Genomic DNA, 25,700 nt, shown 5'->3' on the forward strand with positions numbered 1-25,700 from the left:
TTGGCAATCAGGCGGCGAGTTTCTTGAACGTTGCGAGCACCGCCGCGCCGTTAAACGGTTTGACGATCCAGCCTTTGATGCCGGCCGCCTTGCCGCGTTCCTTCATGCTGGTGCTGCCTTCGGTAGTCAGCATGATGAGATTGACCGTGGAATTGCCCAGTTCGCCGCGAATTTTCTCGGCCATGGTCAGGCCATCCATGTTCGGCATATTGACATCGCTGATAACCAGCCGGATGCCCGGGTCCGCCTTCAGCTTGGCCAGGCCATCTTTGCCATCGACCGCCGTGGCTACCTCCAGGCCATTGCTTTTCAGGAAGCCTGCAACTTCATCGCGCACGGTGCTTGAATCATCTACTACAAGAATTTTTGCCATTTCAATAGTCCTTGAATAAAGAGTGGTTACGGGGTGAGAGCCTGTGAAAATATCGAAAACCTACCGCAGAGACGCAGAGGCGCAGAGAAAACGCGGAGAAAGCGATCTGTTTTTAAAGGTTTTCTCTGCGAAACTCTGCGGCTTTGCGCCTCTGCGGTGGGTGTTCAGGCATTTTTTTACAGCCTCTGAGGAGAACAGGCAGGGCTTTCATTGCTTGGGGTACCTATCAAAGCCATGCCCGTTAGAACAATTCCAGCTCGCCTGAGTCGACCAGGTCACTCGTGTCATTCACGATTTCCTTGAAGTCTTCCGGCGACCAGCTGAGATTGAACACGAAACGCTGATAAAGCTTGATCGTCTTGCCGGAGTCCTCGTCGGTGAGCGTGTAAAGGAAACACAGTTGCGGATTCTCGGTGCCGAACGAAATGTACTTGTGTTTGTGATTGATGATCAGCGGAACCTGAATCTGGCTGACCGAGGCCGCCGCCGCATCGCCAATGTAGCGATTCTTGAACGCGCCCCAAATCAGATTGGTTATTTCGCCAAGCAGGCTATTCACCGTCCGGAAATTGGCCCCATCTTCGCTCGGCGCATGGGTATCGAGACTATCCAGAATCGGCTGCTCTTCCGTTTGCAGCATCATGTAGCCACGGCACCAGGCGCTTTCCAGGGGGATCAGGCTGAACACTTCACCGAAGATCACCTTGTCATGGACGATGTAGGGCGTATCCCAGCGCGTGGTCAATTGTTTGAACTGACTGGCCAGAATGCTCTCCGTTATCTCCGAGATCCCGCGCACCAGTGCATTGGGATAGACCAGACTGAAAATGTATTTATCAACAAGCTGACTCAGACCGGGCAAGTCGTTGGTCGTATAGGCGGCGCAAAATACCCGCCGTAGCGACTCATTGATGTCATCAAGCGTGGCCTCGCTATCGCGCCGGAGAAAAATGGGGAGTTCGGGTCGCACGGTGTGTATGCGAATGGCGATCTCTGCATTCTCTTCAGGCGATGCCCCGTAGGAATCTGAGTAGAGGATGGCGCCAAGATCGATATTGGAGCGCAGCACCGACATCAAGCGGTTTTTCCTGACCTTGAGTCCGACCAGATTGTTCTCATCACAGAACTGTTTGATCGCATCCGAATGCTCCGGACTGCTGTCCAGAACCAGCACCTTGCTTATCAGCCTGCCTGTCATAGTGTCTCCTTCGTTGCTGCCTCGGCAGTGAGACAGGGTGTTAAAGTCATTTTTCATAAGGGCCTTCAAAAAAGTTCAAGCTCGCCGGTTTCTTCGGCCGCGATGGCCGTATCGACGCGAAAGTTGATCGGCGCATAAGCACACAGACACAGCGTGGCATGCATGGAAACCGAGTTGTTGATACTGATGCGGTGCTGCGAAACGTAGCCCGGCTTCAACTCATTTAAAAACGGCAGGCATTTGCTTTCCAGCACGAAAGGTGTCGACATGCCGGTATGCGGGAAGTAATTCCCCAACTCGCGATTCATTACCCCGCAACAAACGTTTCCAATCTCGCCAAACGCTTCGTCGAATGAACGTCCGTGGTCGGATTTTGTGAAGTAGCTTTCGGTGACCTTGTCGTCATTGACATGGAAAATGGTCAGCAAGCGGAACAGGTAAGAGGCGACGGTCAGGACCACTATTTTTTTCTCGGGCGTTTCGACAATCTGCAGGCCGGGAAGCGCCTCAATCTCGATCGTGTCCGCGGCGTGCACCCTGAGATTGGCCCGGGCGGCTTTGCTGAAGATGAAATTCAAGCCTTGCTTGGCGGGTTCGCTGATCACGTTTGACATCTAGGCCAGCCTTGTCTTGAACTGACTGATCAGGGACTCAAGATTGCAAATGGCTGCAGTAAGCATTTTCCCGTCGGCCTGAATTTCCTGAAACGTGGCGGTGGTCGTCAGATCATTTTTATACAAACTGTTGCTGTAGTCCTTGGACAACGCTTCGGAACGAAAAGCCAGGTTCCTGACTTCGTCCGCGACGACAGCGAAACCTCGACCCGAATCACCCGCTCGTGCCGCCTCGATCGCCGCATTGAGCGACAGGATGACAATGTGCTTGACGATCGAGCCAAACTGATCGTTCTGCGTGTGCATCTCACGGTTCTGCGCCATCAGGGAATTCATATCCTCCTGCCAGTGCTCGAACGTAACGGCAACCGCTCTCAGGAGCGCTGCTTCGGCAGCCAATTTTTGAACACGATCCAGAATGTCCGACTTCAGCGATTTTCCGGCATCACGCAGTTCGTCGAGTTCAGCCAGGTAAGCACCGGTGGATTGGCTGGCATTGAGCTGCAGAGATTCAATTCTCTCGACTAGTTCATGCTTTTCCGTGCGCAGGCCGGAGGCTTCTTCCTCGGCAGCGATCCTGGCACTCGCTGTGGAAGCCACTTGATCCGTGAGCGCGCCGATGTCACTGCGCAACCCGTCAGATTCGCAGGCATGCGTAGCGGACAGCTGAGCGATCTGGCGTTTGCCAGCGACGATGGAGCGCAAACTCACTGCTAGCCACAAAAGCAGGGCGACGATCACGCCGCCGATAAGGTAATTGTCGGTCACTTTTTAAGCCGTCACAAATTTGCCGGGCAGTAAAAACTCCTTGACCTCGGTCACCATGGAGCGGAGATCGCCATGTTTTTTGTGCTCCTTGTGTTCCTTCGGCTGCTCAGCACGATCATGGTGTTCGACGTCATGCAAGGTATCCACGGCAAATTTGGCGGGGAGCGTGATCACCGTCTCGAATGAACGGAAATGGGCGCCCGACTTGTTGTCGGTGAACTTGAGCTGTATTTCACCGCCTTCGCGCTTGATGAATTCCTGCACCGCGTCCATGCCGACACCGCGACCTGAAACTTCGGTTACCGCAGTTGCCGTGGAAAAACCTGCGGCAAAGATAAGTCGGGCAATATCCTCGTCGTGTGCCGGTTTCCCGTGAGGAAGCAGTCCCTTATCCATGGCTTTATTGCGCATATGGCCCAGGGCGAGACCCTTGCCATCGTCCTTCAAGCGCATCACCAGTTGGCCTCCGCTAACCGCCAGGTCGAGTTGAATGGTTCCCGTGGGCGACTTGCCCTTTGCCTGTCGATCTGCGGCGGTTTCGATTCCGTGGTCCATCGAATTGCGATAAAGATGCATGAATACGTTGCGCACCAGGTCGCTAACCTGGTTCTTCAGATGCACACCGTGCTCGTTTATCTGCAACTTCGGTGGCTCCTTGCCTAGTTCTCTGGCCAAGGAAGGCAATGAGCCAAAGACGCCATCGAGAATGGTGTGAATCGATTCAGTCCCCACCAGACGCAGGCCCAGCTTGACCTTCTTCAAGGCCATCGCCAGCGCTTCTGGCCGAGCGTTATGCAGATCAACGATCTCAAGATCAGCCACCATTTGCTCGACCTGGGTGCGTTGCACCATGACGTATTTCTCGGCGCTGCCACGACGGCCAGGCCCTTTGCGGCCCAGCTTGACTTCATTGAGCGAGGCATATTCCTCGATGCTGCACATCACCCCCTGCAACTGGTTCAGCAAAGCTTCTTTCGCGAAGGCCATTTCACTATTTTTGCGTAACTCGTCGTACGCTTGTTCGGCTTCATGCACGACATTGGTCAGATGCAGCAAGCCGTAGGTGCGGGCATTACCCTTGATGGTGTGCATGTTGCGGAACAACTGGCTCACCAGTTCCGGGTGCTTATCGTCGGCCGCTTGCAGCAGCGCCTCGTTCTCGGCGACAAATTTTCTTGAGCTATCGACAAATTCGTGGAATTTCTCCTGATTGACCGACAGGATCTGCCCGATCATCTGCAGCTCCCGTTTCTGATGCTCGGCCTCGGCCTCCAGTTGCCGCAACTCGCTCACATCGCGTACGCAAACCATGATTTTTTCGACCGTGTCAGTATCGTCAAGAATGGGTGACCAGCTCAGTTCCAGGCTCTTGATCCGCCCATCCGGCATCGTCTTGTTGACTTCGCCTGGCAGCAGGTGCGAGTTGAAGTCGTAATTCATGCGATCTTCGCCAATACAGGCCGACGTCATCGCTGCCACCTGGGAAAGTGCATCAGAACCGACATTTCCGTTGCCAAAAATGAATTTGATCGCCGCTTGACCGGCTACCTCCTGTGCTTCAAAGATGGTTTCGAGATAAGCGGAATACTCGGGGTGAATGGCGCCCCCGGCAACAATCGTCAGGATGCCCTGTGGCATGTGCTGCAGCATGTTGTGGATGTCGTTCGTTTTTTCGCGCAGCAGCGCCGTTCGTTGCGCCAGACTTTCAACCATGCTGTTGAACTGCGTACCGACGGCGCCGATTTCGTCGCTGGTCGTGATTTCCACACGGGCGCTCAAGTCGCCCGAAGCCATCGTGTTTACGGCATCGGAGAGGTCATTCAAGCCGCGCATGATGGAAATGTAAGCCGCAACAAAGCCGGCGATGACCAGGGAGAGAATCAGCACCATGGCCACCACCACCGCATTGCGCTGGGCTTCAAGAAGCGCCTGGCGATCAGCCAGCATCAGGTCGGCTTCCTTCATCAGCGTACCGGTGACCACCAGCGACTGATCGAAAGCCGCTCCCGTGAGTTCAAGGTAAGCCGCCGGCGACAGGTCGAAGTCGGTGGTATCGAGCATTTTGGTGGTCATCGCTTCCTGTACGCCAAGATAGGCGGTGTTCAAGCGACTGCTGGCGTCCTCCAGATTCGCGGCCATGCCCGGATGTTCGCGAGCGATCTTCTGCAGGTTGTCCATGCTCCACTGGACCAGCGCGTTGAAATTTCCGCGCAGGAGAGTGAGTTCCGTGCGTCGGCTGCTTTTGACGCGTTGATTGACCAGGACAACGGCACCCAGCCGTGCGGCTTGGCCGGTGTTGTCGATAAGTTCGGGCAGATTGGCCGTCATGATGTCGATCAAACGGCTGCTCGAGGTATCGCCATCGACCAGCAGACCTGCGCTTTCATTCAGTTTGTCGAGTTCGGTTCGAAGCGCTGTTCTCAACTGCGAATGCAGTTCTGCCATGCCATCCGCGTCGGCGCTCTCGACTTGCTGGAAAGCTGCATTCCAGTTGGTCAGCCACGTTGTATTTGCTGTGAGTTTTCCAGCCAGAAGCGGGTGTTCGGCAATCGCCGACTCAAGGCTTTTCAAGGCACGCTCGGTGCGCTCGCGTTGGGCTTGAACCTGCCCGCCCAGCTGTTCCGCACCCTCCCGCAAGGCTTGGCTGGCCGCCAGGTATTGGTGAAGGTTGGCCAGCAAGGTCAGTGCAGGTATCTGTACGGCAAGCGCCTGACGTTCGTACTGCACCGCCGACACACGCGCTCCGAGTCCGGCCAGGATGACACCTAGCGCAACCAGCAACGGCAAGCCGAAGACCAGCGCGGTGGCACGCAACTTGTTGCGAAAGGACAATCGCCCGACCAGGCGAACCGCAGGATTGAGAATCGACATGCAGGATACTCCATGGGTGCAAAAGCGAGAGTCTATACACTTGACATTGCAGTTTGGTTACACTTTATGAGATAGGCGCCAATATTTATCCAGTTCTGGCTTCTGTCGAGACGAGACCGACAGTGCTTTTCTCCGCGGCGCGGTTCGCCTGACTTTGCGGGCTGGAGCGGCATTGAAAAAATACTTGTATAGCGCTCACACGATTCCTGCAGGGCGAGGTGGGATCTCGCATTTTTGCTGGCGGAACAACGGGCTCGGGCGCCGATGAGGGCGTTGCGCGGAATTCCATTGCTGTTTTTATGGTTTGCACGAACAACTTCCTTCTACGCCGTTTGGCGTCAATGAATCGCCTGTTGAAAAGCGGCGACTGTTACGGTAAATCCTGGTTACGCGATCACACGCTGCTGAGCGATTTTTTTATGATCCGTCGTGCTGGAACTTCATCAATTTATTCAATAAACCCTGCAGACCGCATCAAATGGCGATCTGCAAGCCATATGCCTGTAAAAGCAATAAATACGTGGCTCTACACCATGCAGTCTTGTAGATCGCCATTCGACGAGGCTTTCAGGTTCAAGCTGCACCGACTACCGATACTTCCAGGGCACCTTCTGTTCCAGTCAGTTGCGCGATTTCCTCGACTGACAGCACTTCGTTGATGTTCAGGATGATGACGAACTTGCCCATGCCGAAAATGAAATCAGCGCGGATCCTGGCGCCAAACGACGGTGGCGGTTCGATTTCGCTGCCGGGGATATCCAGCACTTCCGAGACGGCATCGACCATGATCCCGATATCGTGCTGGCTGACCTGACCCTCCCGGTCGCCAGTGGAAGTTAACTTCAGCAAATATGGATGGTGCGTCCGAGTGCATATGGATGGCGGAAACAAAAGGGGATGCGGGAAGTGCTTGAGTTTGGACATGCGCAGGCAGGCTATGGCGATGAAGTTCTCGACGAAGCGGAAGCACCGGGCAGCGGTTCGGGCCTGCCGCAGGAGTCCGTTCATGGCTTCGACATAAGCATTGCTAAGGCCGTCGAGCATGCCGCGTATGACGCTATCTTGGCGTTCGGTGATGGTTTTCGCCAGCAGCTTGAAGGGAGGCAGACGGCAGCGACGTGCCCAGCGCCGCCCGTGCCGTACCTTCATCGTTGCTGCTCACCGCGAGGGCATAAACCTCTCGCAGCACCTGTTTCAGGCGCCAGGCCTGGGCGCTCTTCAAGTTGGAGTGCTGTGGCCGGTGCATCGCCGTGATCTGTTTCAGGTTCCAGTTCTTTGAGTTCTTGCGCATGCCCCACCCACATTAGGCCCTTGAATACTTTCTTGAATACTTTCTTGTCCGTACTGCCAATCGCCTCGCGCTCCAAGTCGTCCTCGATGCAGCCACCCGAGACGGAGCCTACAATATGGCCGTCGTCCCGCAGGACAGCCCAAGCCCCTAAGAGCCACAGGTGCGGGCCACAGAAGCGAGCGCCACGCCATGCCCGGATTACAGCCAGGCGTTGGCGACATCCAGAACCGGCTTTCGCCTATTCCTGATTAATTCAAAAACGCCAATGACACAAAGGCGTAATCTTATTTTCGTACTATGGTCTCTTGTCTTAATTTCAGGGTGCCATCATGAAGCTTCGATTCTCCGGCCTGCTCGGAAAATACCGCGACCTGGTATTGGCCATCGCACTCTTCCTCGTCATCGACATGGGTGTGCTCGCTTTCAACTATCAATCATCTCGCCTGCTTGAAGCCGATACCAGCCGTATTAACCTCGCTGGCGATATGCGGGTGTTTTCTCAGCAACTGGCGAAGGCAGTCCTGTCACTGAAGCAGGAATCGCAGGACGGAATGCCTACACAAACCAGTATTGCCCAGATATCCGAAGCCTACACCGCACACAACCATGCGCTTGTTACTCTGCAGGAAGATGTTAACCAGCCAAAACGCGAGATATTCGATGATCTTGCCCGGATTGAGCAGGCGCGTGCCCTGCTCGTCGAGTTGTCCCATAACTGGAAGCCGCTTTCGGATACGATCGAGCCCTTGCTTTCACAAGGTGTCGAGCCGATGCCGATGGACATCGACATCGCGGCGAACAAGGTTGTAGCGCGCAACATCAAGCTGATGCAGCAGGCTGACGATCTGACCAAGCACCTCGAGAGTATGGCTGTAAATCGCGCTGAGCAGATGCGGAGGGTCCAGCTAATCGCCATGCTGCTTGCTCTTGCCAACTTCGTCTTTATCGTGTTCAAGTTCCTTCGCAGCCTCTCCAGAAGCGACCGCGCCGCGATGGAGGCTCAGGAGGAAACTAAGCGCATCCTCGGTACAGTCCGCGAGGGCCTTTTCCTGCTGGAACGTGACGGTGATGTCCGCACACAGCAGTCAAGATCCACCGCCGCCTTGCTTGGTTGCAAGCTCTCGGCTGGCGACAATTTTTTTGGCTATCTCAATCTTCGCATGCCGGATGAACGAGCCAAAATGGCAGTAGATTTCATCACGGTTCTCTTCAATGAACGGGTCAAACCAGCTTTGCTCAAGCAGTTAAATCCTTTGCGCGAAGTCGAACTTGAGATGGCCAACGGCAAACTCAGCTATCTGGATTTCGAGTTTCAACAGGTGTTGCTCGAAGGACGCGTCGAATACCTGCTCGTTTCCGTATCAGACATCACGGAGAAAATAGTGCTTGCACGAGAACTCGATGGAGCGAAGGCCAAAGCCAAGTCAGACGTCGATTCGCTGCTTGGGCTGCTCGACAATGACCCTGTCACCGTATCCACCTTCCTGAATGAAACCAATGAACGTCTGCTAGGCATCAACCAGGCGCTGCAGGAGGTCAGCCCGTCAAACGTTGCTTATCAGCAACTGGTCAACCAGATTGCGCGTGTTGTGCATGGCATCAAGGGTGAATCCGGGACGCTAGAATTGATTTCGATCGAGACGGCAGCGCATGCATTCGAGGATGTTCTTTCCCCATTACGCGGCAAGAAGGAGATTTCAGGGGACGAACTGATTCCCGTTGCCGTGGCGATGAACGATCTTCTGGAAGACGTGGAAAAGGTCAGACGGGTCGTTTCACGCCTCCTGAATTTCACACGCCAGGGGCAGCCAGTCGAGGAAACGCCACTCAATGATGTCATCCGCCAGATCGAGCAACTTACGCTACGGGTCGCCAACGATCTCAATAAGAAAGTGCGCTTCGAAGCTCTTCTACCCGAGGCCGATTTGCCACGTTCGCTGATTCGCGTGCTTCGCGAGGCTTTGCCGCAACTTATTCGCAATGCCGTTGCGCACGGCATCGAATCGGCTGAAGAGCGCCTGCTGTCGGGCAAGCCCGAGGAGGGTGTCATCCGCTGCACACTTGACGTTGGCAAGCAGGGGCATCTGGTCATCGCGGTCGAGGATGACGGTCGCGGTATCGAAGCACACGTGCTGCGTCAGCAAGTCATCGTAAAAGGGCTCAAGACCGCCGAAGAAGTTGCATTGATGAGCGACGAGGACGTGGTTACCCTGATCTTTACCCCCGGTTTCAGTTCGCTCAATGAAGCCAATACGCACGCCGGTCGCGGTGAGGGGCTTTCGGTTGTCAAGGATATTGCCGAGCGTTGGGGTGCCCGTTTGCAGATTAGCTCCCGCTCGAATTCTTATACCCGTTTTGCGTTTCTTTTCAAGGATAATCGATGGCTACTCGCCTGATGATCGTTGATGACTCCAGCGTCATTCGCAATCGTATCGCCCGGCTGGTCGCCGACTCCCGCCTTGCTGATGTTGAAATCTGTGGCTTGGCAGGGGACGGCCTTCGTGCCCTTGATTTAGCGCGCGAACTGAAGCCAGATCTGGTGACCATGGATCTGACCATGCCAGAAATGGATGGTGAAGCCTGCATCGAAGCACTTGTATTACAGCTTCCGGAAGTCCGCATTCTGGTTGTGTCTGCGCTCGCCGATCGAACAACCGCCCTGCGCGCAGTGATGAAAGGTGCTCACGGCTTCGTTCTCAAGCCGTTTCGCGACGAAGAGTTACTTAATGCCCTTCTGGAGTTAAAAGTATGACCATCCATGAACTGCGCCCGGAACATATCGAACTCTTTTCGAAAACCGTCACCGAATTTTTTGACAGTATCAGCGGCGAACCGGCCTTCGTCCGTTCGGCTTACCTGCTGGAGGAATCACAGGATCCTGTGCTATGGAACGATTTTAACGGACTCATCATGATCAGTGGCGGCTATGTCGGCACCGTCTGCTTTTCAGCGCCACGTGGCCTGCTTTCACACGTGTTGCTGCTTTCGGGTGAGGGGCAGTATGGCGAGGAGCAACACTTGGATATCGTCGGCGAAATTGCCAATCAGTTTTCCGGACGGGCGCGCATGAAATTCGGTGAAACACTCGATATCTCCACCCCCATTGCCTTCGCCGGCCGCACTCACCTTGTTCAACGACAGGCCAAGTCAGCCCCCTACGCGATTCCCTTTTCCTGGCGCAATTACGAAGCCGGGCTGGTGGTCCATATTAGTCCGGCTCAATCCGCCTGAACAAGATGCTTCCAACGGGTAGCGGGTTTTCGAAAACATCAAGAATTTGTCTGGGCCCTCTATTGGCAAGGGTTGCTACTGTTTAGTGAATAGTCTCACACCTCGCAATGAGCCGTTTCATTTTTTGGGTGAGAAATGGAGAAAGAAAGCAGTGGCAATCGATTTCGACGAATTTGGCGCAAGAGAATTTTGCTGAATTTGTCTTGTCGCATCTTTCGATACCAAGTTGGGGGCCGGCCCCGAAATTGAAACCGTATATGACCTTCAACTACATCCTGAAATGTATTACCCGTAAATTCATGAATCGAAACCCACTACCAGTTGACTGTATTGCTCATGTCAATTTTCTTCCAAAGCTTCTACAACATCTTCAGTTTCATCTTTTTCATCTCTGAATCTCGACGCGATGCAATGGAACTCGTCAGCATCTTCAAGAAAGCAATCTACCAGTGATGGATCGAAATGCCCACCGCGTCCATCGCGAATAGCCTCGATGGCGGTGGCGTGGGGCAGTGCAGGTTTATAGACGCGTTTGCTGATCATGGCGTCGTAAACATCGGCGATAGTCATCATTCGTGCCGCGAGTGGAATCGCCTCGCCCTTAATGCCCTCTGGATAACCGGTGCCATCCCAGCGTTCATGGTGGCCGTAGGCAATATCTTTGGCGACACTAAGAAAGGAGAATTCCAGCCCGATGCCCTTGCCGGCCATACGTAGGGCATCACGCCCGATAACCGGATGCTGCTTCATCACTTGAAACTCTTCCGTCGTCAGCTTGCCCGGCTTGAGCAAGATGTGGTCGGGTATCCCCACCTTGCCGATATCGTGCAAGGGTGCTGATTTCCAGATCTGCGTCCATTGCTCATGTGTGACGGTATCCCGATAGCGTTGCAGCGGCGCCAGCCGGTCTGCGATAACCTGGACGTACGACTTGGTACGTTGAATGTGTTTCCCGGTTTCGTTGTCACGTGTTTTGGCAATCGTGCCCAAAGCGACGATGGTGAGGTCATGACTGAGATGCAATTCCGTCGTTCGCCTTTCCAGGTCGGCGGTTCTGGTTTCAAGATCACTTGTTCGCTTACGGATAAGCGACTCCAGGTTCAGATTCTGGTTGCGCAACAAATCGCTACTTCTGCGCAAACGCAAATGCGTCTTGATACGTGCCAGCAGGATCGGTGCCACCACCGGCTTGCTTACATAATCCACGGCACCGAGCTCAAGGCCATGAGTGATGTTGCCCACATCGGAATAGCTGGACAGGAAAATGACCGGAATAGCTGCCGTCAGCGCATCTTGCTTAAGCGCCACGCAGGCGATGTAACCATGGATGTCGGGTAGTTTGACGTCAAGGAGAATAAGGTCAGGCAAGGGTTGCAAGCGTGCCATTTCAAGACCTCTTTTGCCCAGCGTAGCGATGCGTATCTGAAAATACGGACTCAGGATATTATCGAGAATTTCCAGTACCGCAGGATCGTCATCAATCAAAAGAATCAGTTTTTTGATGACTCAGACTCCTTGAGTTTCTTCTTGCCGCTCGTCCGCCAGCAGACTTGTTGCGGTGACAAAGTCGAAATTACGGATATGAATAGACGCTTCACTTAACCGCTTCGCCCAGGCCGTGTCCTTGAGTTCAGCCAGGCACTCGGCAATAATCAAGCGGCAGCCGCTATCGCCTGCCTCCAAGCGGGTGATCAGTCGCGTAACGGAGGCCGGCGGCAAGCCCGCCGGTCGCTTTTCAAGTAATGTTTGGGTGGCCGGGGCTGTGCTTGCTACAAAGCCAATCCCACTCTGGATTTCAGCGCACATATCGGCGACGCCTCGTTCCAGAACAAGCAGCAACACATCTGCTGGTTCTGCTCGGTCAATCGCCCCTTCGAGGGCCGCCGCCATGGCGTGCAACGCATTCATGCCAAGCAAGCCCATGCGTCCCTTCAGGTCATGAGCCGCCTTGCTGGCCGGCTCGGGCTCGCAGGCGGCCTGGGCCAGCCGGATTTGTGACATCGCGATGGGCGCTGCCTCAACAAAATCGCTCAGCCAGTGCCGATAGCGTTCTTCGTTACCCTGCATCAGGGCCAATCCAGCCTGGGTATCGACGCCATACAGGGGCGGAAAACTGCACACCGCAGTCGCCGATGCCGGTGTGTCGGAAGTATCGGCAGGCAGACGTTGCTTGCTGCGAGGAATCCACTTCGCCAGCACGCGGTAGAAGCCCGCTTCGTCGAAAGGTTTGCCAATATGGTCATTCATCCCGGCGTCAAAACTCTTGGCTTTTTCGTGTGCCATCGTATGCGCCGTCATGGCAATGATCGGCAACTTGGCGAAGCGATCCATTTTGCGGATCAAGCGGGTGGCCGCAAGGCCGTCCATGATCGGCATCTGGATGTCCATCAGGACGAGATCATAGACTTCCGATCCGTGCGAGAGGATGTCAAGCGCTTCCCGACCATTTTTCGCCAGATTTGGATGGATGCCAGCAACAGCGAGCAGCCCTTGGACAATATCGCGATTGAAGGGCTGGTCATCCACCACCAATATGCGCACATCCTTATAGCGCACCGAGGATGATTCCTGATCTTCCTTGGTCGCGGCAGACAGGTCACCTGGCTCTCCCAGAGCTAGCCAGAGCTTGACCTGGAAGGTGCTGCCGCAGCCAACTTGGCTGCTGACCTTAATGTCACCGTCCATTAATTCCGCCAGACGTTTGCAGATCGCCAGTCCGAGGCCGGTGCCGCCAAACTTGCGCGTAATGGAGGCATCCGCTTGCGTAAACGGCTTGAACATCTGTTCGATTTCTTCTTCGCGCAAGCCGATTCCAGTGTCTTCCACCTCGATTTTCAGGCACACGCGATGCGCTTCACGGGCGTGCAGACCGATGCGCAACTCTACCCTGCCGGCTGCTGTGAACTTGACAGCGTTGCTTAGCAGGTTCAGCAGTATCTGTTCCACGCGCAAGCTGTCGCCAACCAGGACATCGGGAATCTCTGCATCAATCCGCTCGACAAGTTTCAGACCTTTCTCTTCCGCTCGGTAACTGACCACCGAACTGCAGCGCACAACAAGCTGGTTCAGACTGAAGGGCACGGTTTCAAACTCCAGGCGACCATCGACAATCTTGGACAGGTCGAGCAGATCGTCGATGATGCCGGAGAGCGTCTTTCCGGCACTTTTGACCTTGTCGAGATACTCGCGTTGAATAGGGTCTGTGCACAAGGGTCGCGCCAGGCTCGAAAAGCCGATCACCGCGCTGAGCGGTGTGCGCAGTTCATGAGTGATGTTGGCGAGAAACTCGTCCTTTGCTCGGTCGGCCAATTTGGCCAAATCGAGGGCTTGGCTGAGTTCGTCGGTACGCCTCAAAACGAGATTTTCAAGGTTTTCACGTTTTTGAAGCTCGGCCTTGGCTTCCATTAGCCGCAACTCACTTACATCACGTACGCAAACCATGATTTTTTCGACCGTGTCAGCATCGTCGAATATGGGCGACCAGTTCAGTTCCAGACACTTGATCCGTCCATCCGGCATCGTTTTTTTGACCTCACCGAGCAGTAGGTGTGAATTAGAATTGTAATTGGTTCGATTTTCGCCAATGCACGCTGACGTTGTCGATTTCACCTTGGAAAGCGCATCAGCGTCTAAATTTCCGTTATCAAAAATGAAGTCGATAGCCAGTTGCCCCGCCACTTCTCTTGATTCAAAGATGGTTTCGAGATGAGCGGAATACTCGGGGTGAATGGCGCCCCCGGCAACAATCGTCAGGATGCCCTGTGGCATGTGCTGCAGCATGTTGTGGATGTCGTTCGTTTTTTCGCGCAGCAGCGCCGTTCGTTGCGCGAGGCTTTCAACCATGCTGTTGAACTGCGTACCGACGGCGCCGAATTCATCACTGGTCGTGATTTTCACGCGTGCGCTCAGGTCGCCTGAGGCCATGGTGCTCACGGCATCGGAAAGATCTTTCAAACCGCGCATGATGTAAATATAGGAAATAACAAAGCCGGCGATGACCAGCGAGAGAATTAGTACCAAGGCCACCACCACCGCATTGCGCTGGGCTTCAAGAAGCGCCTGGCGATCCGCCAGCATCAGGTCGGCATCTTTCAGCAACGTGCCGGTCACCGCCAGCGATTGATCGAAAGCTGCCCCGGTGAGTTCAAGGTAAGCCGCCGGCATCATATCGAAGTCGATAGTATCGAGTATTTTGGTGGTCATCGCTTCCTGAACGCTCAGATAAGCGGTGTTCAAGCGACTGCTGGCGTCCTCCAGATTCGCCGCCATGCCTGGATGCTCGCGAGCGATCTTCTGCATTTTGTCCATGCTCAATTGGACCAGCGCGTTGAAATTTCCGCGCAGAAGGGTCAGTTCCGTGCGCCGACTGCTCTTGAGTCGTTGATTGACGAGGACGACGGAACCGAGTCGGGCGGCTTGGCCGGTATTGTCAATAAGTTCGGGTAAGCTAACCGTCATGATGTCGATCAAGCGGCTGCACGAGGTATCGCCGTCGACCAGAAGTCCGGCGCTTTCGTTCAGTTTGTCGAGTTCGTTTCGAAGCGCTGTTCTCATTTGCGAATGCAGTTCTGCCACGCCTTCTGCATCGCTGCCATCGACTCGCTGAAAAGCCTCATTCCAGTTGGCCAGCCATGTTGTATTTGCTGTGAGTTTTCCAGCCAGAAGCGGACGTTCGGCAACCGCCGACTCCAGGCTTTTCAAGGCACGCTCGGTGCGCTCGCGTTGGGCTTGCACCAGTCCTCCAAGTTGCTCCGCGCCCTCGTGTACCGCCTGGCTGGCCGCCAGGTATTGGTGCAGGTTGGCCAACAAGCTCAGTGCAGGAATCTGTACGGCGAGCGCCTCACGTTCGTGCTGCACCACAGACACACGCGATCCGAGTCCTGCCAGGATGACGCCTAGTGCAACCAGTAATGAAACACTAAAGACCAGCGAGGTGGCACGCAACTTGTTGCGAAAGGACAACCGACTGACCCAACGAGCCGCAGGATTGAGAATCGACATGCCTGACACTCCGTGGGTGCAAAAAAGCAATGTTAAACAGTCGAGATTGCAGTTTGGTTACACGGGACAAAGGAAAGGGCCGGAAGTGCTCATCATTGGCAAGGTGTCGAACAAGCAGCTTTCAAAATATATCGAATAGCAAATCCCGCATTGCGTCTTGCTCAAACATATCCCTGAGTGTATAAATGGATAAACTGTATATATCGTTTAAATACTTACTGAATCATCCACGGGAAACAGGATTTCATGCGCACTTTCATGGTCGCCAACCCCAAAGGCGGGTGTGGCAAATCGACCGTAGCCGTCCACCTTGCCAGTTGGTTTGCACGCTCGGACGAGGTGGTCTATCTGGGCGATCTGGATCGACAGCAATCGAGCCGGCAGTGGCTGGAATTACGACCGCCATCCTTGCCCAGAATCCGTCACTGGAATCTGTCCGGCGGCGAAGTCACCCAGCCGCCAGGCGACTGTAGCCTGGCGATCCTTGACACCCCTGCCGGCCTGCATGGCAAGCCGTTGAAAAAAATGCTTTCGGAAGTTGATCGCGTCGTGGTTCCAGTCTCGCCTTCGCGCTTTGACATGCTCGCCAGTAGCGAGTTTTTTGAAGAACTGGCCGAAATCAAGGCGGTTCGCAAGGAGAAGGTCGGCATTGCCATCGTCGGCATGCGCGTTGATCAGCGGACACTCTCCTCGCAGCAACTTGTCGAGTTCTTGCAGCAATTTGATTTGCCGCTGGTGAGTTGCATCCGCAGCGCGCAGCGCTACGTACAGGCCATTGATACGGGCACGACGCTATTTGACACCCATGGAACAGCGGCTAAAGAGATCGATCAGTGGCGGCCGCTGCTGGACTGGCTGGTCAGCCGGCGCTAATCCAGTTTCTGAATCGGCCCGATTGTTCATCAGGCAGCAACATTGATAGCTTCGCGCAGTACCGCCTCAAAACGTAATGAGACAGCGCCCCAAGTGCAGGCCCCCACACTCTGGCGAGCACGCTCCCCCAATTTGCGCAGCGCCTGGCCATCCTGCGCCACCAGCGCTGCTGCCTGAATGAACGCCAGGTCGTCGCCGGGAGTAATCGTCCGGCCATTTTCGCCATCGACGATCATCTGGGCCGCCGCCGCACTGCGAAATGCGACAACGGTAAGCGCACTGGCCATGGCTTCCTGAGTCACGTTGCCAAAGGTTTCGGTCAGACTGGGAAAGAGGAAAATATCGGCAGAGGCATAGTGCGTCGCCAGATCACAGCCCAGTCGCTGCCCGGCGAAGTGATGTGCCGGAAACTGCTGCTGCATTTTGGCGCGTAGCGGCCCGTCACCGACCAGGATAAAGCGGGCGCCTGGACGGTGCACCTGAATCGCGGTGAATGCCCGTAGCGCAAGTCCGATATTTTTCTCGGCGGCGACACGGCCGACGTAAAGCACCGCCAAATCGGCGCCGGCCAGGCCCCACTCGGCGCGCAAGGCGTTGCTTCGCCGGGCCGGATCGAACAACTCGACATCGACACCCCGACCAACCACGCGCACGCCGGACAAACCTTCCCCGGCCAGACTGGCCGCCAGCGTGTCGGTCGGCACCAGCGTCGCCCGCGTACGCCGATGAAAGCTGCGCAGATAGGCGGCAACGGTGGGCTGCAGCCAGCCCATGCCGTAGTGTCGGCTATAGCGATCAAAGTTGGTATGGAAACCCGAAGTCACCGGAATACCGAGGGAACGTGCAGCCGCCACGGCCGACCAGCCGAGCGGCCCTTCGGTCACGACATGAACGGCATCCGGGCGATGTTCTCGCCATGCTGCGCACAGACGCCGCTTGGCCGGCAGGCCAAAACGCAGGCCGGCATAACCAGGCAAGGGGAAGCCGGGAAGTACCAGGTCATTTTCCCTGCAGCTGTCTTTCGGGATGACCGGCGCGTCGATCGCATTTTGCCGGGGCCGGACCAGGCGCACGCGATGGCCATTTTTGCGCAGACCTTCAACGAGGCGGCCAATGGTCATTGCGACCCCGTTGACCTCCGGCGGGTAGGTTTCGGTAACGATGGCAAGATCGAGTCGCGGCATCAAATCATCCCGGTAAAACGCAAGTCAGGACGGCCGGCAATTGGGCGCTATAGCCGGCATGGTTCAGTCCTGTTTCCCCAGGAAGTGCTTGGCGTAACGCGCATTCATTCTCGACATCGGCATCAGGATCGGCAGGTCGGCGGTATTGAAATCCGGATCCCAGGCCGGATCGCCACAGACGTAAGCGCCAGCACGCAAATAACCCTTGATCAGCGGTGGAAGTTCAGCCGGGAGATCATTTCTCAAGGCGGCCAGAGGCAGCGGGCAGCGCGGGAAAACGCGGTATTCGAGCGGGCTCATATGCTCGCCGAGCCGCGAATACAGGCTTGCTGCAGCATGGCCGCCATCGGCCATGCTGATGCTGGCGCAGCCAAGCAGGTGGTCGTAGCGATTTTCCAGCATGTATTTGGCGAGACCGGCCCACAGCAACGTGATCGTCGTTCCGGTGCGGTAGTCGGCATGCACGCAGGAGCGGCCGATCTCGACCATGCGCGGGCGCAGATGCTGCAATCGCGACAGGTCGAATTCATTCTCGGAATAGTAGCTGCCGACCTGGCGCGCTTTTTCCGGCGACAGGATGCGGTAGGTGCCAACCACGGCACCGGAGTTTTCATCGCGCACGACCAGGTGTTCGCAATAGGCATCGTAAATATCCTGATCGACGCCCGGCGTGTGGGTCGGCAGGTTGGCGCCGAGTTCACCGGCAAATATCCGGTAACGCAGCTTTTGCGCCTCATGAATCTCGCGCACGCTTTCTGCGATGCCAACCGAGAGTCTGTGGCGGGAGGGTTTGGCTTGCTGCTGTGTGCTGATTAACGTCGTGGTCATGGTCTTTCCCCTGGTTATCCGGTGGTCAGACTTTAGGCAAGTAACATTACAGCGGGATTGCGCTCTGATTAAGTTTTGGTTTAATGAGCTTCCCTGCCCCAGGCTGCGGCCCGTACCTTGATCAAACCTGCCTTCACATTACTGCAACAGAAGGCATTCATCCTGTCGGAACTGCCTGGCTTTCCACCAGCCACAAGCAGCATGCAACCCATCGAAAGGATGAACATGAACCTGACAATTCCGGGTGTAACCCATGTTTCCGATGATATCCAGGACCTGCGCCGGGTAATCGCACACATCGCCGGTCGCTGTGGACTCAGCCTGGCTGACAAATCTGCTGTCAGGCGCGTCATGGACGGCGATTTCTCTCACTGTCAAACGACCGACCATGACCACCAGGCATGCCATGAACTGCCCGCCATGCTCACTCTCCTGTTCAGACTGGAAGCCAGCAGCAGCGAAGACCTCGGCATCAGCGGTCTGCGCCGCCCAAGCCGGCAGACACGATGCCTCCGCCGAGCGTTGCGCACGAGAAAGAAAATCAACGCCAGCCGCACGTGAGAACAGGCCTGCAACCCGCATAGAACGGCGGCCTACAGAAGAGGCAGGCGAAGAGCCAATATCCACGGGCGTTGCAGGCCGATGCACGTTGAAGAAACCGAAGAAATACGCAGAGAAAGACATGAACACCGTGAGGGCTAACGTCCAAGCTCAGGGGCGCGGCGCGGCTCTATCGCGCTGCATCCCTTGGAGCGCAGTGTTAGGCTGGTTACTGCCGTCCCACCAGAACCGACTTTCATAAATCTGGGCGCTTATCCATACCACGTGGAATACCAAGGAATCCTCGCACGATCCAACCTATGGCCAAAACGAACGCACCGAAAATTGCCAACCCAGCAGCCAAATAGCCCATAGCCTCAGCAAACTGACTACGCCACTTTTTTGATGCTTCCTTGATAGAAGCTTCCTCATCAGTCGCTGTCATCGTGAAACGTTTCTTCACCTGCGTTTCGTAGGTAGAGATTTCAGAGCTATAAGGTCTTGCCCCCCACGTCATACCGTCTGCATCTGTCTTATAAGGAATGAGTTCGGTTTCTTCCTTATTCTCGTTTTTGAAGGTCATCGGCACAAGACAGACCGACACACTGACTTTCTTTTCGCTAGAAGTCTTGTGATCAAAAAATATTTCTCTGCCTTCACTTGGGCAGCCACCGTCAGTCTTTCTGAACGAAGCATTTGGGGCGGCTAAAGAATACGTTGCATGGTAATAGGCGTCCTGATTGAATGCCACTAGCACAGTGATGACTGCCGCCCCTCCTCCCAACAATAGGGCTATACGTCTTGCGCCTTCGAAAATATTGATCGCCACATGGACTCCTGTTGGTAAAGCGTGCGGCCTAACGTTTGAATTCAGGGGCGCGACGCGGCTTTATTGCGGCGCGTCCCTTGGAATGATGGGTTGGGCATTTTTCCCCTAGATCGCTTTTTTGATTGAGTGAGCCAGTTGACGAATGAGATCGGTCTGGCACGTTTCAATGAACTGCCGAATTTGCTCTTGATCGTCAAAGTACGAGCGACGTATCTCATGGGTAAGCGTTAGCCGCTGAGAATCACGTTCCGTTTTTACATTGACATCGGCGTCACACTTAAACCCACGCTCTCTGCCCACCATGAACAAACCTACAAACACGACGTCGTCAGCGACGTTCTTCTCGACAAAAAAGCCAACCCTAAGCACAGAGACATCCACACGGCCAGACTCGCCGTTTGCAACTATCGAGTTCTTGATTTTCGAGACAAATGACTCGTTGAGTGGTGGTTTAAAACCAGAGTGCGCTGGCGCCCATCCGTTTACATAAACAACATCATTGACTCCGATTTTTGATTCGGTCGAAAGATTATCAACAATCAATTTGTGGAGTGGCACTTGATACGATTCTGCAGCGCGATCATGCAGAGGAATTGGTTGTACGGCACAGCCTACCAACATAGACGCTAGTGCTACAGGTACGAGTAGTTTTTTCACTATTTACTCCCTTGTAATGGTGATGCCCAACGTAGAGCTCAGGGGCGCTGTGCGGCTTTATCGCGCAGCGTCCCTCTGGAGCGCAGTGTTAGCACTGTTGTCCGGGCGGACAGCTTTGTTGACCGGTTTGTTGATTACTAGGCTTCTTGTCAACTACGACAGATTCCCCCATCTTCACCGGCAATTGATCTGGGTAGTCGTAGCCGGTGCCTTTGCTGTGGTCAATGATCGCGCCAATGCCACCACCAAAGATGATGTTCCCGAACATTGATCCCGCTGCCCGTGAGATGGCTTTCAATAGGCCGTCAGGCATTCCTTCTTTCTTGCAGGTCACCTCAAGGTCTTCGTTGGATTTCCTGACGCTTACGTTTGCTGGCGCTTTTGAATCCCAACTCCCTTTGTCATTTTTCAGTCGGCACTCAGAATCAACCGGCTTGCCTTGGTAGCTGGCTGTGAGCGACAAAGACTGATTCTCGCTCTGGGTGATTGTGGAGCAGCCGACGCTAGAGATCGCGGCGGCAAACGTAATGGCGTAGATGCTGGCTTTCATTAAAACTCCTTCGTGTGGTTGATGTGAATGGCTGGTGCTAACGTCCGAATTCAGGGGCGCGACGCGGCTTTATCGCGGCGCGTCCCTTGGAATGAATTGTTAGAACTCACGGAAACAACTCTTTTTCGATGAGGGCCATGTTTCTGTTTGTATAGAAAAGATCGGGTTCATGCCTGACCGGGCGCACCCGAATTCTGAAATCAGGAGTTGCGGGAGACTCAGCGTCGAAGGTTACCAAACCGATACCGAAAATTTGGCATAGAGAGTCAAGGCGTGAAATTTCTTCGGTCTGAGACTGGCGCGGAACGACAAGGTAGACTTTATGGCTGAACAGTTTGTAGGCACACGCCTGCCCAAAGGCAGTGACAAGTTGAAAAGTTTCAGTCTTAATTTCAGCCGACACAATTTCTGTCGGACCTTTAATAATGTCGCTGCGCATTGATTCGCGCTTTCCAATAACGTCGGGGGTTCCCCACTTGTCTTTGAACTTATTTCCACCGAGCGGAATGGCGTGTGTTACATCTTCAATTTCATTCTTGAGCCAGTCAGCGAAAGGTGCGTAAAAGTCCTCTTCCTTGACTTTACTGGTAGTCACGGTCGTTGCGGGTGAGGGTGTCAGTACTTCTATCTCAGTTGGTTTGTCCTTCAAAAGACGAAACAGACCCTTGGATGGCTTGTAGACTTTTTCTGGGTACGTGGCGTCAAGATTCCAGATGCAGCCGTTAATTGTGTTCGGCTTGAAGCTGCCATCCGTTGCCAGAATTTTCCCGTGCAGTTCTGAATATCGTAGCCCCTCGGGATACTGCTCAAGCAGTTCCAGTGCTTTGGCTTTAATACGTTCGGTAACTTTTGTCGGTTGCATAGTGAGTTCTAACGTAGAAGTCACCGGCGCTGCGCGGCTTTATCGCGCAGCGTCCGTGTGGACTGCCGGGTTAGAGGGGCCTTCATCGGGAAGGGAAGCGGGCTCAAACAATCGCTTTCGCATGTATTCCAGCGCCTCTTTCTCTGCGGGATGTACTGTTTTCTGTGTGGCGACCATGTCTTCTGCCGCTTTCATCAGCAGGGTGCGTGCCGCGGCTTCTGATTTTCCTATACGCCCAACCGCTAACTTGAATGCGTGAAGGGTCGGCGCGTCAAGGCTTGAGAATATTTCGTCAATCATGGCGTCAGTAATTCGAGAATCGTTAGCCAACGCCCGACATGTTTCTCGGATAATCGCCTTTTCTGGTGCTCTGAGCTGGCCGTCAGCTTTGCCGACGTAGAGCAACACGCGAAGGGTGTCGTATTCCTCCTCGATAAGGGTATCTCGTGTGCGCTCTGGGGAACTATCGTATTTCTCTCGAAGGTACGCGAATACGTCACTGACGATCTCGCCGGTTTCTTCGTCGATACACCTCTTGATCCTGTCCGTTCGAAACGTGCGAGTTGCATTTCTCATGCGGCAGTGGCCGATAAGAATATTTCCATTTACGTCAGTTCCAAACTGCCGAACGTCAACAACTCGCTCAGTTTGTTTTCCGGCGCCATCTTCATATTTGATGCGCAGAGTCGCCTTTGCCGGAAAAGGCTGCTGCACTTCCCAAAAGCTACCTTCCCAATTGTCCTTGTCATCGTCGGTGTCGGGACTTCTGGTCTTGTCGTCAGTCTCGTATGTCACCTTTACTGTGATTGGGATTTCGTACGTGGTATCGGGGTTTCCCGGTTTGCGGGATGCGCTGTGTGAAAACATTCGCCACAACAGCCAAACTGCGACCCCCGCAGCGATTAGATATAACAAAGACATAGCGCCTCCTGAAGTTTCGTTGGCATGGGAGTAGCCCCTCTAACGTAGAAGTGAGGGGCACCGCGCGAGGCGGGATGAAGCGAAGAGCGGCGGCTTTTTCGGCGTCCCCTCGACTGCCGGGTTAGGCCTTTGGGTTGGTAAGGAAGATGGTTTCACCGCGCCATTTTGAAGCGCAAACGGTGAAATGACAAAGGAAAACCACCGTTGAATTGCCGCCGACCCAAAACGAATCGGAACCCCCAGAAGCGCCGGATGAAACGGAGCCCGCGAGGCGGGATGAGCACCCGAGAAAAGCACGCCTGAGACCCGCATGAAACGGCGACCTTCAGAGGTGCCTTGCGGAGAGCCAATATCGACGGGCGCTCCAGCCTGACTGAGGTTGAGACCGCCAAGAAGCGAAGACAAGGATGCCATGATCGCCGTGAGGCCTAACGTCTGAATTAACCGGCTGGCGCGGCTTTATCGCGCCAGTCCGTGTTGAATGATGGGTTAGGCCTTGCTGACATTTTTACGAAGCGCCCACACTCAATTGCACTTATGTCTTGGAGGAAGGTGCATTTCCCCTGCCGCCGCCAGAAGGATTGCCAGTGGTGCTTGGCCAGCCACCAGGCGCACCAGTGCCCTTGCCGCCACCAGCACTACCTTTGCCAGCCCCACCTCCGCCTTTCCCGGCACCCCCACTGCTACCAGAGCCACCTTTTCCGCCGCCGCCACCTTTGCCACCGCTGCTGCCACCACCACCACCGCCGCCTTTAGCCATGTTTGTTCTCCTCAAAAAATAGTGCCGGACAGTGAAACTGCCGTGCCTCTTCCGGCATCGAGGCACGGGCAAAACGAATGGATGAGCGCGTTAGAGCCACTCGCCGCGCTTGTTGATGAAACCCCACTTGCCGTTCAGCTTTGCAGCGGCCTTACCACCTTGAAACTCTTTTGCGTCTTCAAATTTGGCGGGGATAACCCATTGTTGTTTTTCATTGATGAAGCCCCACCTTCCGCCGCTGGTTTGTACAGGCGCTAAACCTTCGCTATACGACCGGACGTTCTGGTATTTCGGGCCGGTCGTTTGGCACCCGCTGAGAGTGAGCAACGAAAAAGAAAGTGCTGCAACTGCGAACTTCTTGAGCATGAAATCTCCTTGGTAAAAAAAGGCCTAACGTAAAGTATGGCGCCTATTTGACGGAATGCTTTGCGTCATGACGCAATTCATTCCGGCAAATAGGCTGTATATAACACCAGTAGTTTGTGCTAAGCTGAATTCGATCATGAAGTTATCCAAATTTAGTGGAGCCTATAAATGTCTTCAATTCCATCACAGTCCGAACCGCCAACTGCACCCAAACTGCTTGATCAGGTCAGGGGGAGGATTCGCTTCAAGCACTACAGCATCCGCACCGAGCAGGCTTACGTGGACTGGATTAAACGATTTATCCGGCATTTTGGCAAGCAACACCCCAAGGACTTGGGGGCGGACGAGGTTCAGGCATTTCTGACGCATCTGGCGGTCGTCGGGCGCGTGGCAGCTTCTACCCAGAATCAGGCCAAGAGTGCTCTGCTGTTTCTCTACAAGGAGGTGCTGGGGGTCGAATTGCCTTGGCTGGACAAGGTGGAGTCGGCCAAGACGCCCAAACGGTTGCCGGTGGTTCTGACCCGTGACGAAGTCATGGCCATGCTTTCCCGACTGGAGGGCAGCAGCGGCTTGATCGCCAGGCTGCTCTATGGCACTGGCTTGCGCATCATGGAATGCCTTCGTTTACGGGTAAAGGACGTGAATTTCGAACGCGGTGAAATTCTTGTTCGTGACGGCAAAGGGGCGAAGGATCGGGTGACCATGCTACCCGCGAGCGTGGTGCCTGCCTTGCGCGTTCACTTCGACCGGGTGCGGGAGTTGCATCGGCAGGATCTGGCCGGCGGTCATGGCGAAGTGCATCTGCCTTACGCGCTGGATCGCAAGTATCCCTCAGCGGGGCGTGAATGGATGTGGCAGTACGTTTTTCCAGCGGCCGGACTGTCCGTCGATCCACGTTCGGGCGTGGTGCGCCGCCATCATGTGCAGGATCAGTCCGTGCAGCGAGCGATTCGGCAGGCGGTACGCGATGCGGGGATCAACAAGCCCGCTACCCCGCATACCTTGCGGCACTCCTTCGCCACTCACCTGCTGGAAAGCGGCTACGACATTCGCACGGTGCAGGAGTTACTGGGTCACTCGGATGTGTCGACGACGATGATTTACACGCATGTATTGAATCGTGGCGGGCGTGGTGTCGCCAGCCCGCTGGATAAACTTGCGGTCAATTGATTCTTCCCTGAAAACTGCAGTCGACGGGTAAGCCGGGTCAGATCGCGGATTTGAAACCTCAGGGACCACGGTTTTCAGGTATTCAGAAACAGAAAACGTTGGGCTGAAGGGTTTCAGTTTTGAGCCCAAACCGGCAGAATTTGTCCGGTTATATCTGACCAATCCTGCCCTGTAGGGGTGGCAGAAGCAGTCGTGTCACCAGCCGCCATCCGGACTCCGTTACGCTTCCCACGGATTAATGACGATGACGCTGGCGGCCTCATAGGGAACCGTATCGCGTGACGCCACGATGAACCCACGCGAGGCTGCGGTCGCAGCAATGTAGCCGTCGGGTGTTGGAAATCCTCGCCCGGCGACCTTGGCTTTCACGGCCAGCTCGGCATAACGCCGTGCTGCATCGGTGTCGAATGGAAGCACCCGGTCCCTGAACAGCCCCATCAGACCATCAAGGGCCTGTGTCAACACATCCTTGCGTTTACCGGACGGAAGCGCCGCGATGCCAAACAGTAGCTCGGCCAGCGTTACGCTCGACAGGTACAGTGTTTCGGCGGCTTGATTGTTCAGCCAAGCCCGCACAGCCGGGTGCGGCTCGGGCTTCATCGCTTCGGAAACGACGTTGGTATCGAGGACGATCATTCAAACCTCAGCGGCTCGGCCGGCGTCTTGTCTCTCTCTAGCTGGAAGACCTCGAAATCCTCGTTCGTAAGGCCGATCTGGCGGCCCAATGCTGCGAGGGCATCACCGAGGCGAACGCGGGTCTCTGGCTTGACCGCGACGGCCAGAATCTCGCGGACTTCGGCTTCGGTACTGTGC

Annotated in this window: 25 protein-coding genes and 2 pseudogenes; 6 read left to right on the forward strand and 21 right to left on the reverse strand. The window is 55.0% G+C overall.

What is annotated here, in order from left to right:
* Positions 1-7: 7 nt before the first annotated feature.
* From ACOYNV_RS01835 to ACOYNV_RS01870, 8 genes and pseudogenes are all read right to left on the reverse strand, one after another.
* On the reverse strand, positions 8-373 hold the full coding sequence (locus tag ACOYNV_RS01835; RefSeq protein WP_422898025.1) for a response regulator: 366 nt from the start codon (positions 371-373) through the stop codon (positions 8-10).
* Positions 374-614: 241 nt separating this feature from the next.
* Positions 615-1,571 (reverse strand): chemotaxis protein CheX, encoded by a 957-nt coding sequence (locus ACOYNV_RS01840; protein ID WP_422898026.1) that lies wholly within the window; start codon positions 1,569-1,571, stop codon positions 615-617.
* Between the two features lie 65 nt (positions 1,572-1,636).
* A complete protein-coding gene (locus ACOYNV_RS01845; protein WP_422898027.1) occupies positions 1,637-2,185 on the reverse strand; it encodes a hypothetical protein in 549 nt (182 codons plus the stop codon).
* The gene (locus tag ACOYNV_RS01850) at positions 2,186-2,953 is read right to left on the reverse strand and encodes a methyl-accepting chemotaxis protein (RefSeq protein WP_422898028.1); all 768 of its coding nucleotides are present in this window, start codon (positions 2,951-2,953) and stop codon (positions 2,186-2,188) included.
* Between the two features lie 3 nt (positions 2,954-2,956).
* Positions 2,957-5,824 carry a HAMP domain-containing protein gene (locus ACOYNV_RS01855; protein WP_422898029.1) on the reverse strand — a complete coding sequence of 956 codons (2,868 nt, stop codon included), beginning with the start codon at positions 5,822-5,824 and terminating at the stop codon, positions 2,957-2,959.
* A gap of 573 nt (positions 5,825-6,397) precedes the next feature.
* Positions 6,398-6,673, reverse strand: coding sequence for a chemotaxis protein CheW (locus ACOYNV_RS01860; protein WP_422898030.1), 276 nt, complete (start codon positions 6,671-6,673; stop codon positions 6,398-6,400).
* A pseudogene (locus ACOYNV_RS01865) lies at positions 6,667-7,121 on the reverse strand (transposase); the annotation flags it as partial. The gene ACOYNV_RS01860 and the pseudogene ACOYNV_RS01865, both read right to left, overlap by 7 nt.
* Positions 7,122-7,215: 94 nt before the next feature.
* Positions 7,216-7,323 (reverse strand): annotated as a pseudogene (locus ACOYNV_RS01870) (hypothetical protein); the annotation flags it as partial.
* Between the two features lie 121 nt (positions 7,324-7,444).
* Between ACOYNV_RS01870 and ACOYNV_RS01875 the strand changes: the two are divergent.
* From ACOYNV_RS01875 to ACOYNV_RS01885, 3 genes are read left to right on the forward strand one after another with little or no spacing between them, the layout of a single operon-like run.
* Positions 7,445-9,511: an ATP-binding protein gene (locus tag ACOYNV_RS01875; RefSeq protein ID WP_422898031.1), complete on the forward strand. Its 2,067-nt coding sequence runs from the start codon at positions 7,445-7,447 to the stop codon at positions 9,509-9,511.
* Complete coding sequence (locus ACOYNV_RS01880) at positions 9,496-9,867, forward strand: response regulator transcription factor (protein ID WP_422898032.1); 372 nt, start codon at positions 9,496-9,498, stop codon at positions 9,865-9,867. The genes ACOYNV_RS01875 and ACOYNV_RS01880 overlap by 16 nt, the downstream gene beginning before the upstream one ends.
* Entirely contained in the window at positions 9,864-10,346 is a 483-nt protein-coding gene (locus ACOYNV_RS01885; protein ID WP_422898033.1) for a chemotaxis protein CheX, read from the forward strand. The genes ACOYNV_RS01880 and ACOYNV_RS01885 overlap by 4 nt, the downstream gene beginning before the upstream one ends.
* A 339-nt stretch (positions 10,347-10,685) precedes the next feature.
* Here ACOYNV_RS01885 and ACOYNV_RS01890 read toward each other — a convergent pair whose 3' ends face one another.
* Both ACOYNV_RS01890 and ACOYNV_RS01895 read right to left on the reverse strand, forming a co-directional pair.
* Complete coding sequence (locus tag ACOYNV_RS01890) at positions 10,686-11,831, reverse strand: HD domain-containing phosphohydrolase (RefSeq protein ID WP_422898034.1); 1,146 nt, start codon at positions 11,829-11,831, stop codon at positions 10,686-10,688.
* A gap of 21 nt (positions 11,832-11,852) precedes the next feature.
* The gene (locus tag ACOYNV_RS01895) at positions 11,853-15,347 is read right to left on the reverse strand and encodes an ATP-binding protein (RefSeq protein ID WP_422898035.1); all 3,495 of its coding nucleotides are present in this window, start codon (positions 15,345-15,347) and stop codon (positions 11,853-11,855) included.
* A 246-nt stretch (positions 15,348-15,593) separates the two neighbouring features.
* Here ACOYNV_RS01895 and ACOYNV_RS01900 point away from each other — a divergent pair, with 246 nt between their 5' ends.
* Entirely contained in the window at positions 15,594-16,220 is a 627-nt protein-coding gene (locus ACOYNV_RS01900; RefSeq protein WP_422898036.1) for a ParA family protein, read from the forward strand.
* 29 nt (positions 16,221-16,249) lie between these two features.
* On the opposite strand, the gene ACOYNV_RS01905 is transcribed toward ACOYNV_RS01900, so the two are convergent.
* On the reverse strand, positions 16,250-17,404 hold the full coding sequence (locus ACOYNV_RS01905) for a glycosyltransferase family 4 protein (RefSeq protein WP_422898037.1): 1,155 nt from the start codon (positions 17,402-17,404) through the stop codon (positions 16,250-16,252).
* Between the two features lie 63 nt (positions 17,405-17,467).
* Positions 17,468-18,232, reverse strand: a complete 765-nt coding sequence (locus ACOYNV_RS01910) for a GNAT family N-acetyltransferase (RefSeq protein ID WP_422898038.1) — start codon at positions 18,230-18,232, stop codon at positions 17,468-17,470.
* 225 nt (positions 18,233-18,457) lie between these two features.
* Between ACOYNV_RS01910 and ACOYNV_RS01915 the strand changes: the two genes are divergently transcribed.
* Positions 18,458-18,793 (forward strand): hypothetical protein, encoded by a 336-nt coding sequence (locus ACOYNV_RS01915; RefSeq protein WP_422898039.1) that lies wholly within the window; start codon positions 18,458-18,460, stop codon positions 18,791-18,793.
* 235 nt (positions 18,794-19,028) lie between these two features.
* On the opposite strand, the gene ACOYNV_RS01920 is transcribed toward ACOYNV_RS01915, so the two are convergent.
* The 7 genes from ACOYNV_RS01920 to ACOYNV_RS01950 all read right to left on the reverse strand — a co-directional run bounded on the left by ACOYNV_RS01920 (position 19,029) and on the right by ACOYNV_RS01950 (position 23,717).
* Complete coding sequence (locus ACOYNV_RS01920) at positions 19,029-19,601, reverse strand: hypothetical protein (protein ID WP_422898040.1); 573 nt, start codon at positions 19,599-19,601, stop codon at positions 19,029-19,031.
* 105 nt (positions 19,602-19,706) lie between these two features.
* Positions 19,707-20,258 carry a hypothetical protein gene (locus ACOYNV_RS01925; protein WP_422898041.1) on the reverse strand — a complete coding sequence of 184 codons (552 nt, stop codon included), beginning with the start codon at positions 20,256-20,258 and terminating at the stop codon, positions 19,707-19,709.
* Positions 20,259-20,346: 88 nt separating this feature from the next.
* Positions 20,347-20,808 (reverse strand): hypothetical protein, encoded by a 462-nt coding sequence (locus ACOYNV_RS01930; protein WP_422898042.1) that lies wholly within the window; start codon positions 20,806-20,808, stop codon positions 20,347-20,349.
* A gap of 106 nt (positions 20,809-20,914) precedes the next feature.
* Positions 20,915-21,670 (reverse strand): hypothetical protein, encoded by a 756-nt coding sequence (locus ACOYNV_RS01935; protein ID WP_422898043.1) that lies wholly within the window; start codon positions 21,668-21,670, stop codon positions 20,915-20,917.
* A 39-nt stretch (positions 21,671-21,709) separates the two neighbouring features.
* Positions 21,710-22,591 (reverse strand): WYL domain-containing protein, encoded by an 882-nt coding sequence (locus ACOYNV_RS01940; RefSeq protein WP_422898044.1) that lies wholly within the window; start codon positions 22,589-22,591, stop codon positions 21,710-21,712.
* Positions 22,592-23,116: 525 nt separating this feature from the next.
* Complete coding sequence (locus tag ACOYNV_RS01945; RefSeq protein ID WP_422898045.1) at positions 23,117-23,332, reverse strand: hypothetical protein; 216 nt, start codon at positions 23,330-23,332, stop codon at positions 23,117-23,119.
* Between the two features lie 109 nt (positions 23,333-23,441).
* Positions 23,442-23,717 carry a WG repeat-containing protein gene (locus ACOYNV_RS01950; RefSeq protein WP_422898046.1) on the reverse strand — a complete coding sequence of 92 codons (276 nt, stop codon included), beginning with the start codon at positions 23,715-23,717 and terminating at the stop codon, positions 23,442-23,444.
* A gap of 168 nt (positions 23,718-23,885) precedes the next feature.
* Here ACOYNV_RS01950 and ACOYNV_RS01955 point away from each other — a divergent pair, with 168 nt between their 5' ends.
* Complete coding sequence (locus tag ACOYNV_RS01955) at positions 23,886-24,887, forward strand: integron integrase (RefSeq protein WP_422898047.1); 1,002 nt, start codon at positions 23,886-23,888, stop codon at positions 24,885-24,887.
* Between the two features lie 219 nt (positions 24,888-25,106).
* Here ACOYNV_RS01955 and ACOYNV_RS01960 read toward each other — a convergent pair whose 3' ends face one another.
* Positions 25,107-25,523 carry a type II toxin-antitoxin system VapC family toxin gene (locus ACOYNV_RS01960; protein ID WP_422898048.1) on the reverse strand — a complete coding sequence of 139 codons (417 nt, stop codon included), beginning with the start codon at positions 25,521-25,523 and terminating at the stop codon, positions 25,107-25,109.
* Positions 25,520-25,700 (reverse strand): plasmid stabilization protein (locus ACOYNV_RS01965; protein WP_422898049.1); only part of this gene is annotated, 181 nt, incomplete at its 5' end. The genes ACOYNV_RS01965 and ACOYNV_RS01960, both read right to left, overlap by 4 nt.

It is taken from the genome of Propionivibrio sp., assembly GCF_049316945.1.
Lineage (GTDB): Bacteria > Pseudomonadota > Gammaproteobacteria > Burkholderiales > Rhodocyclaceae > Propionivibrio.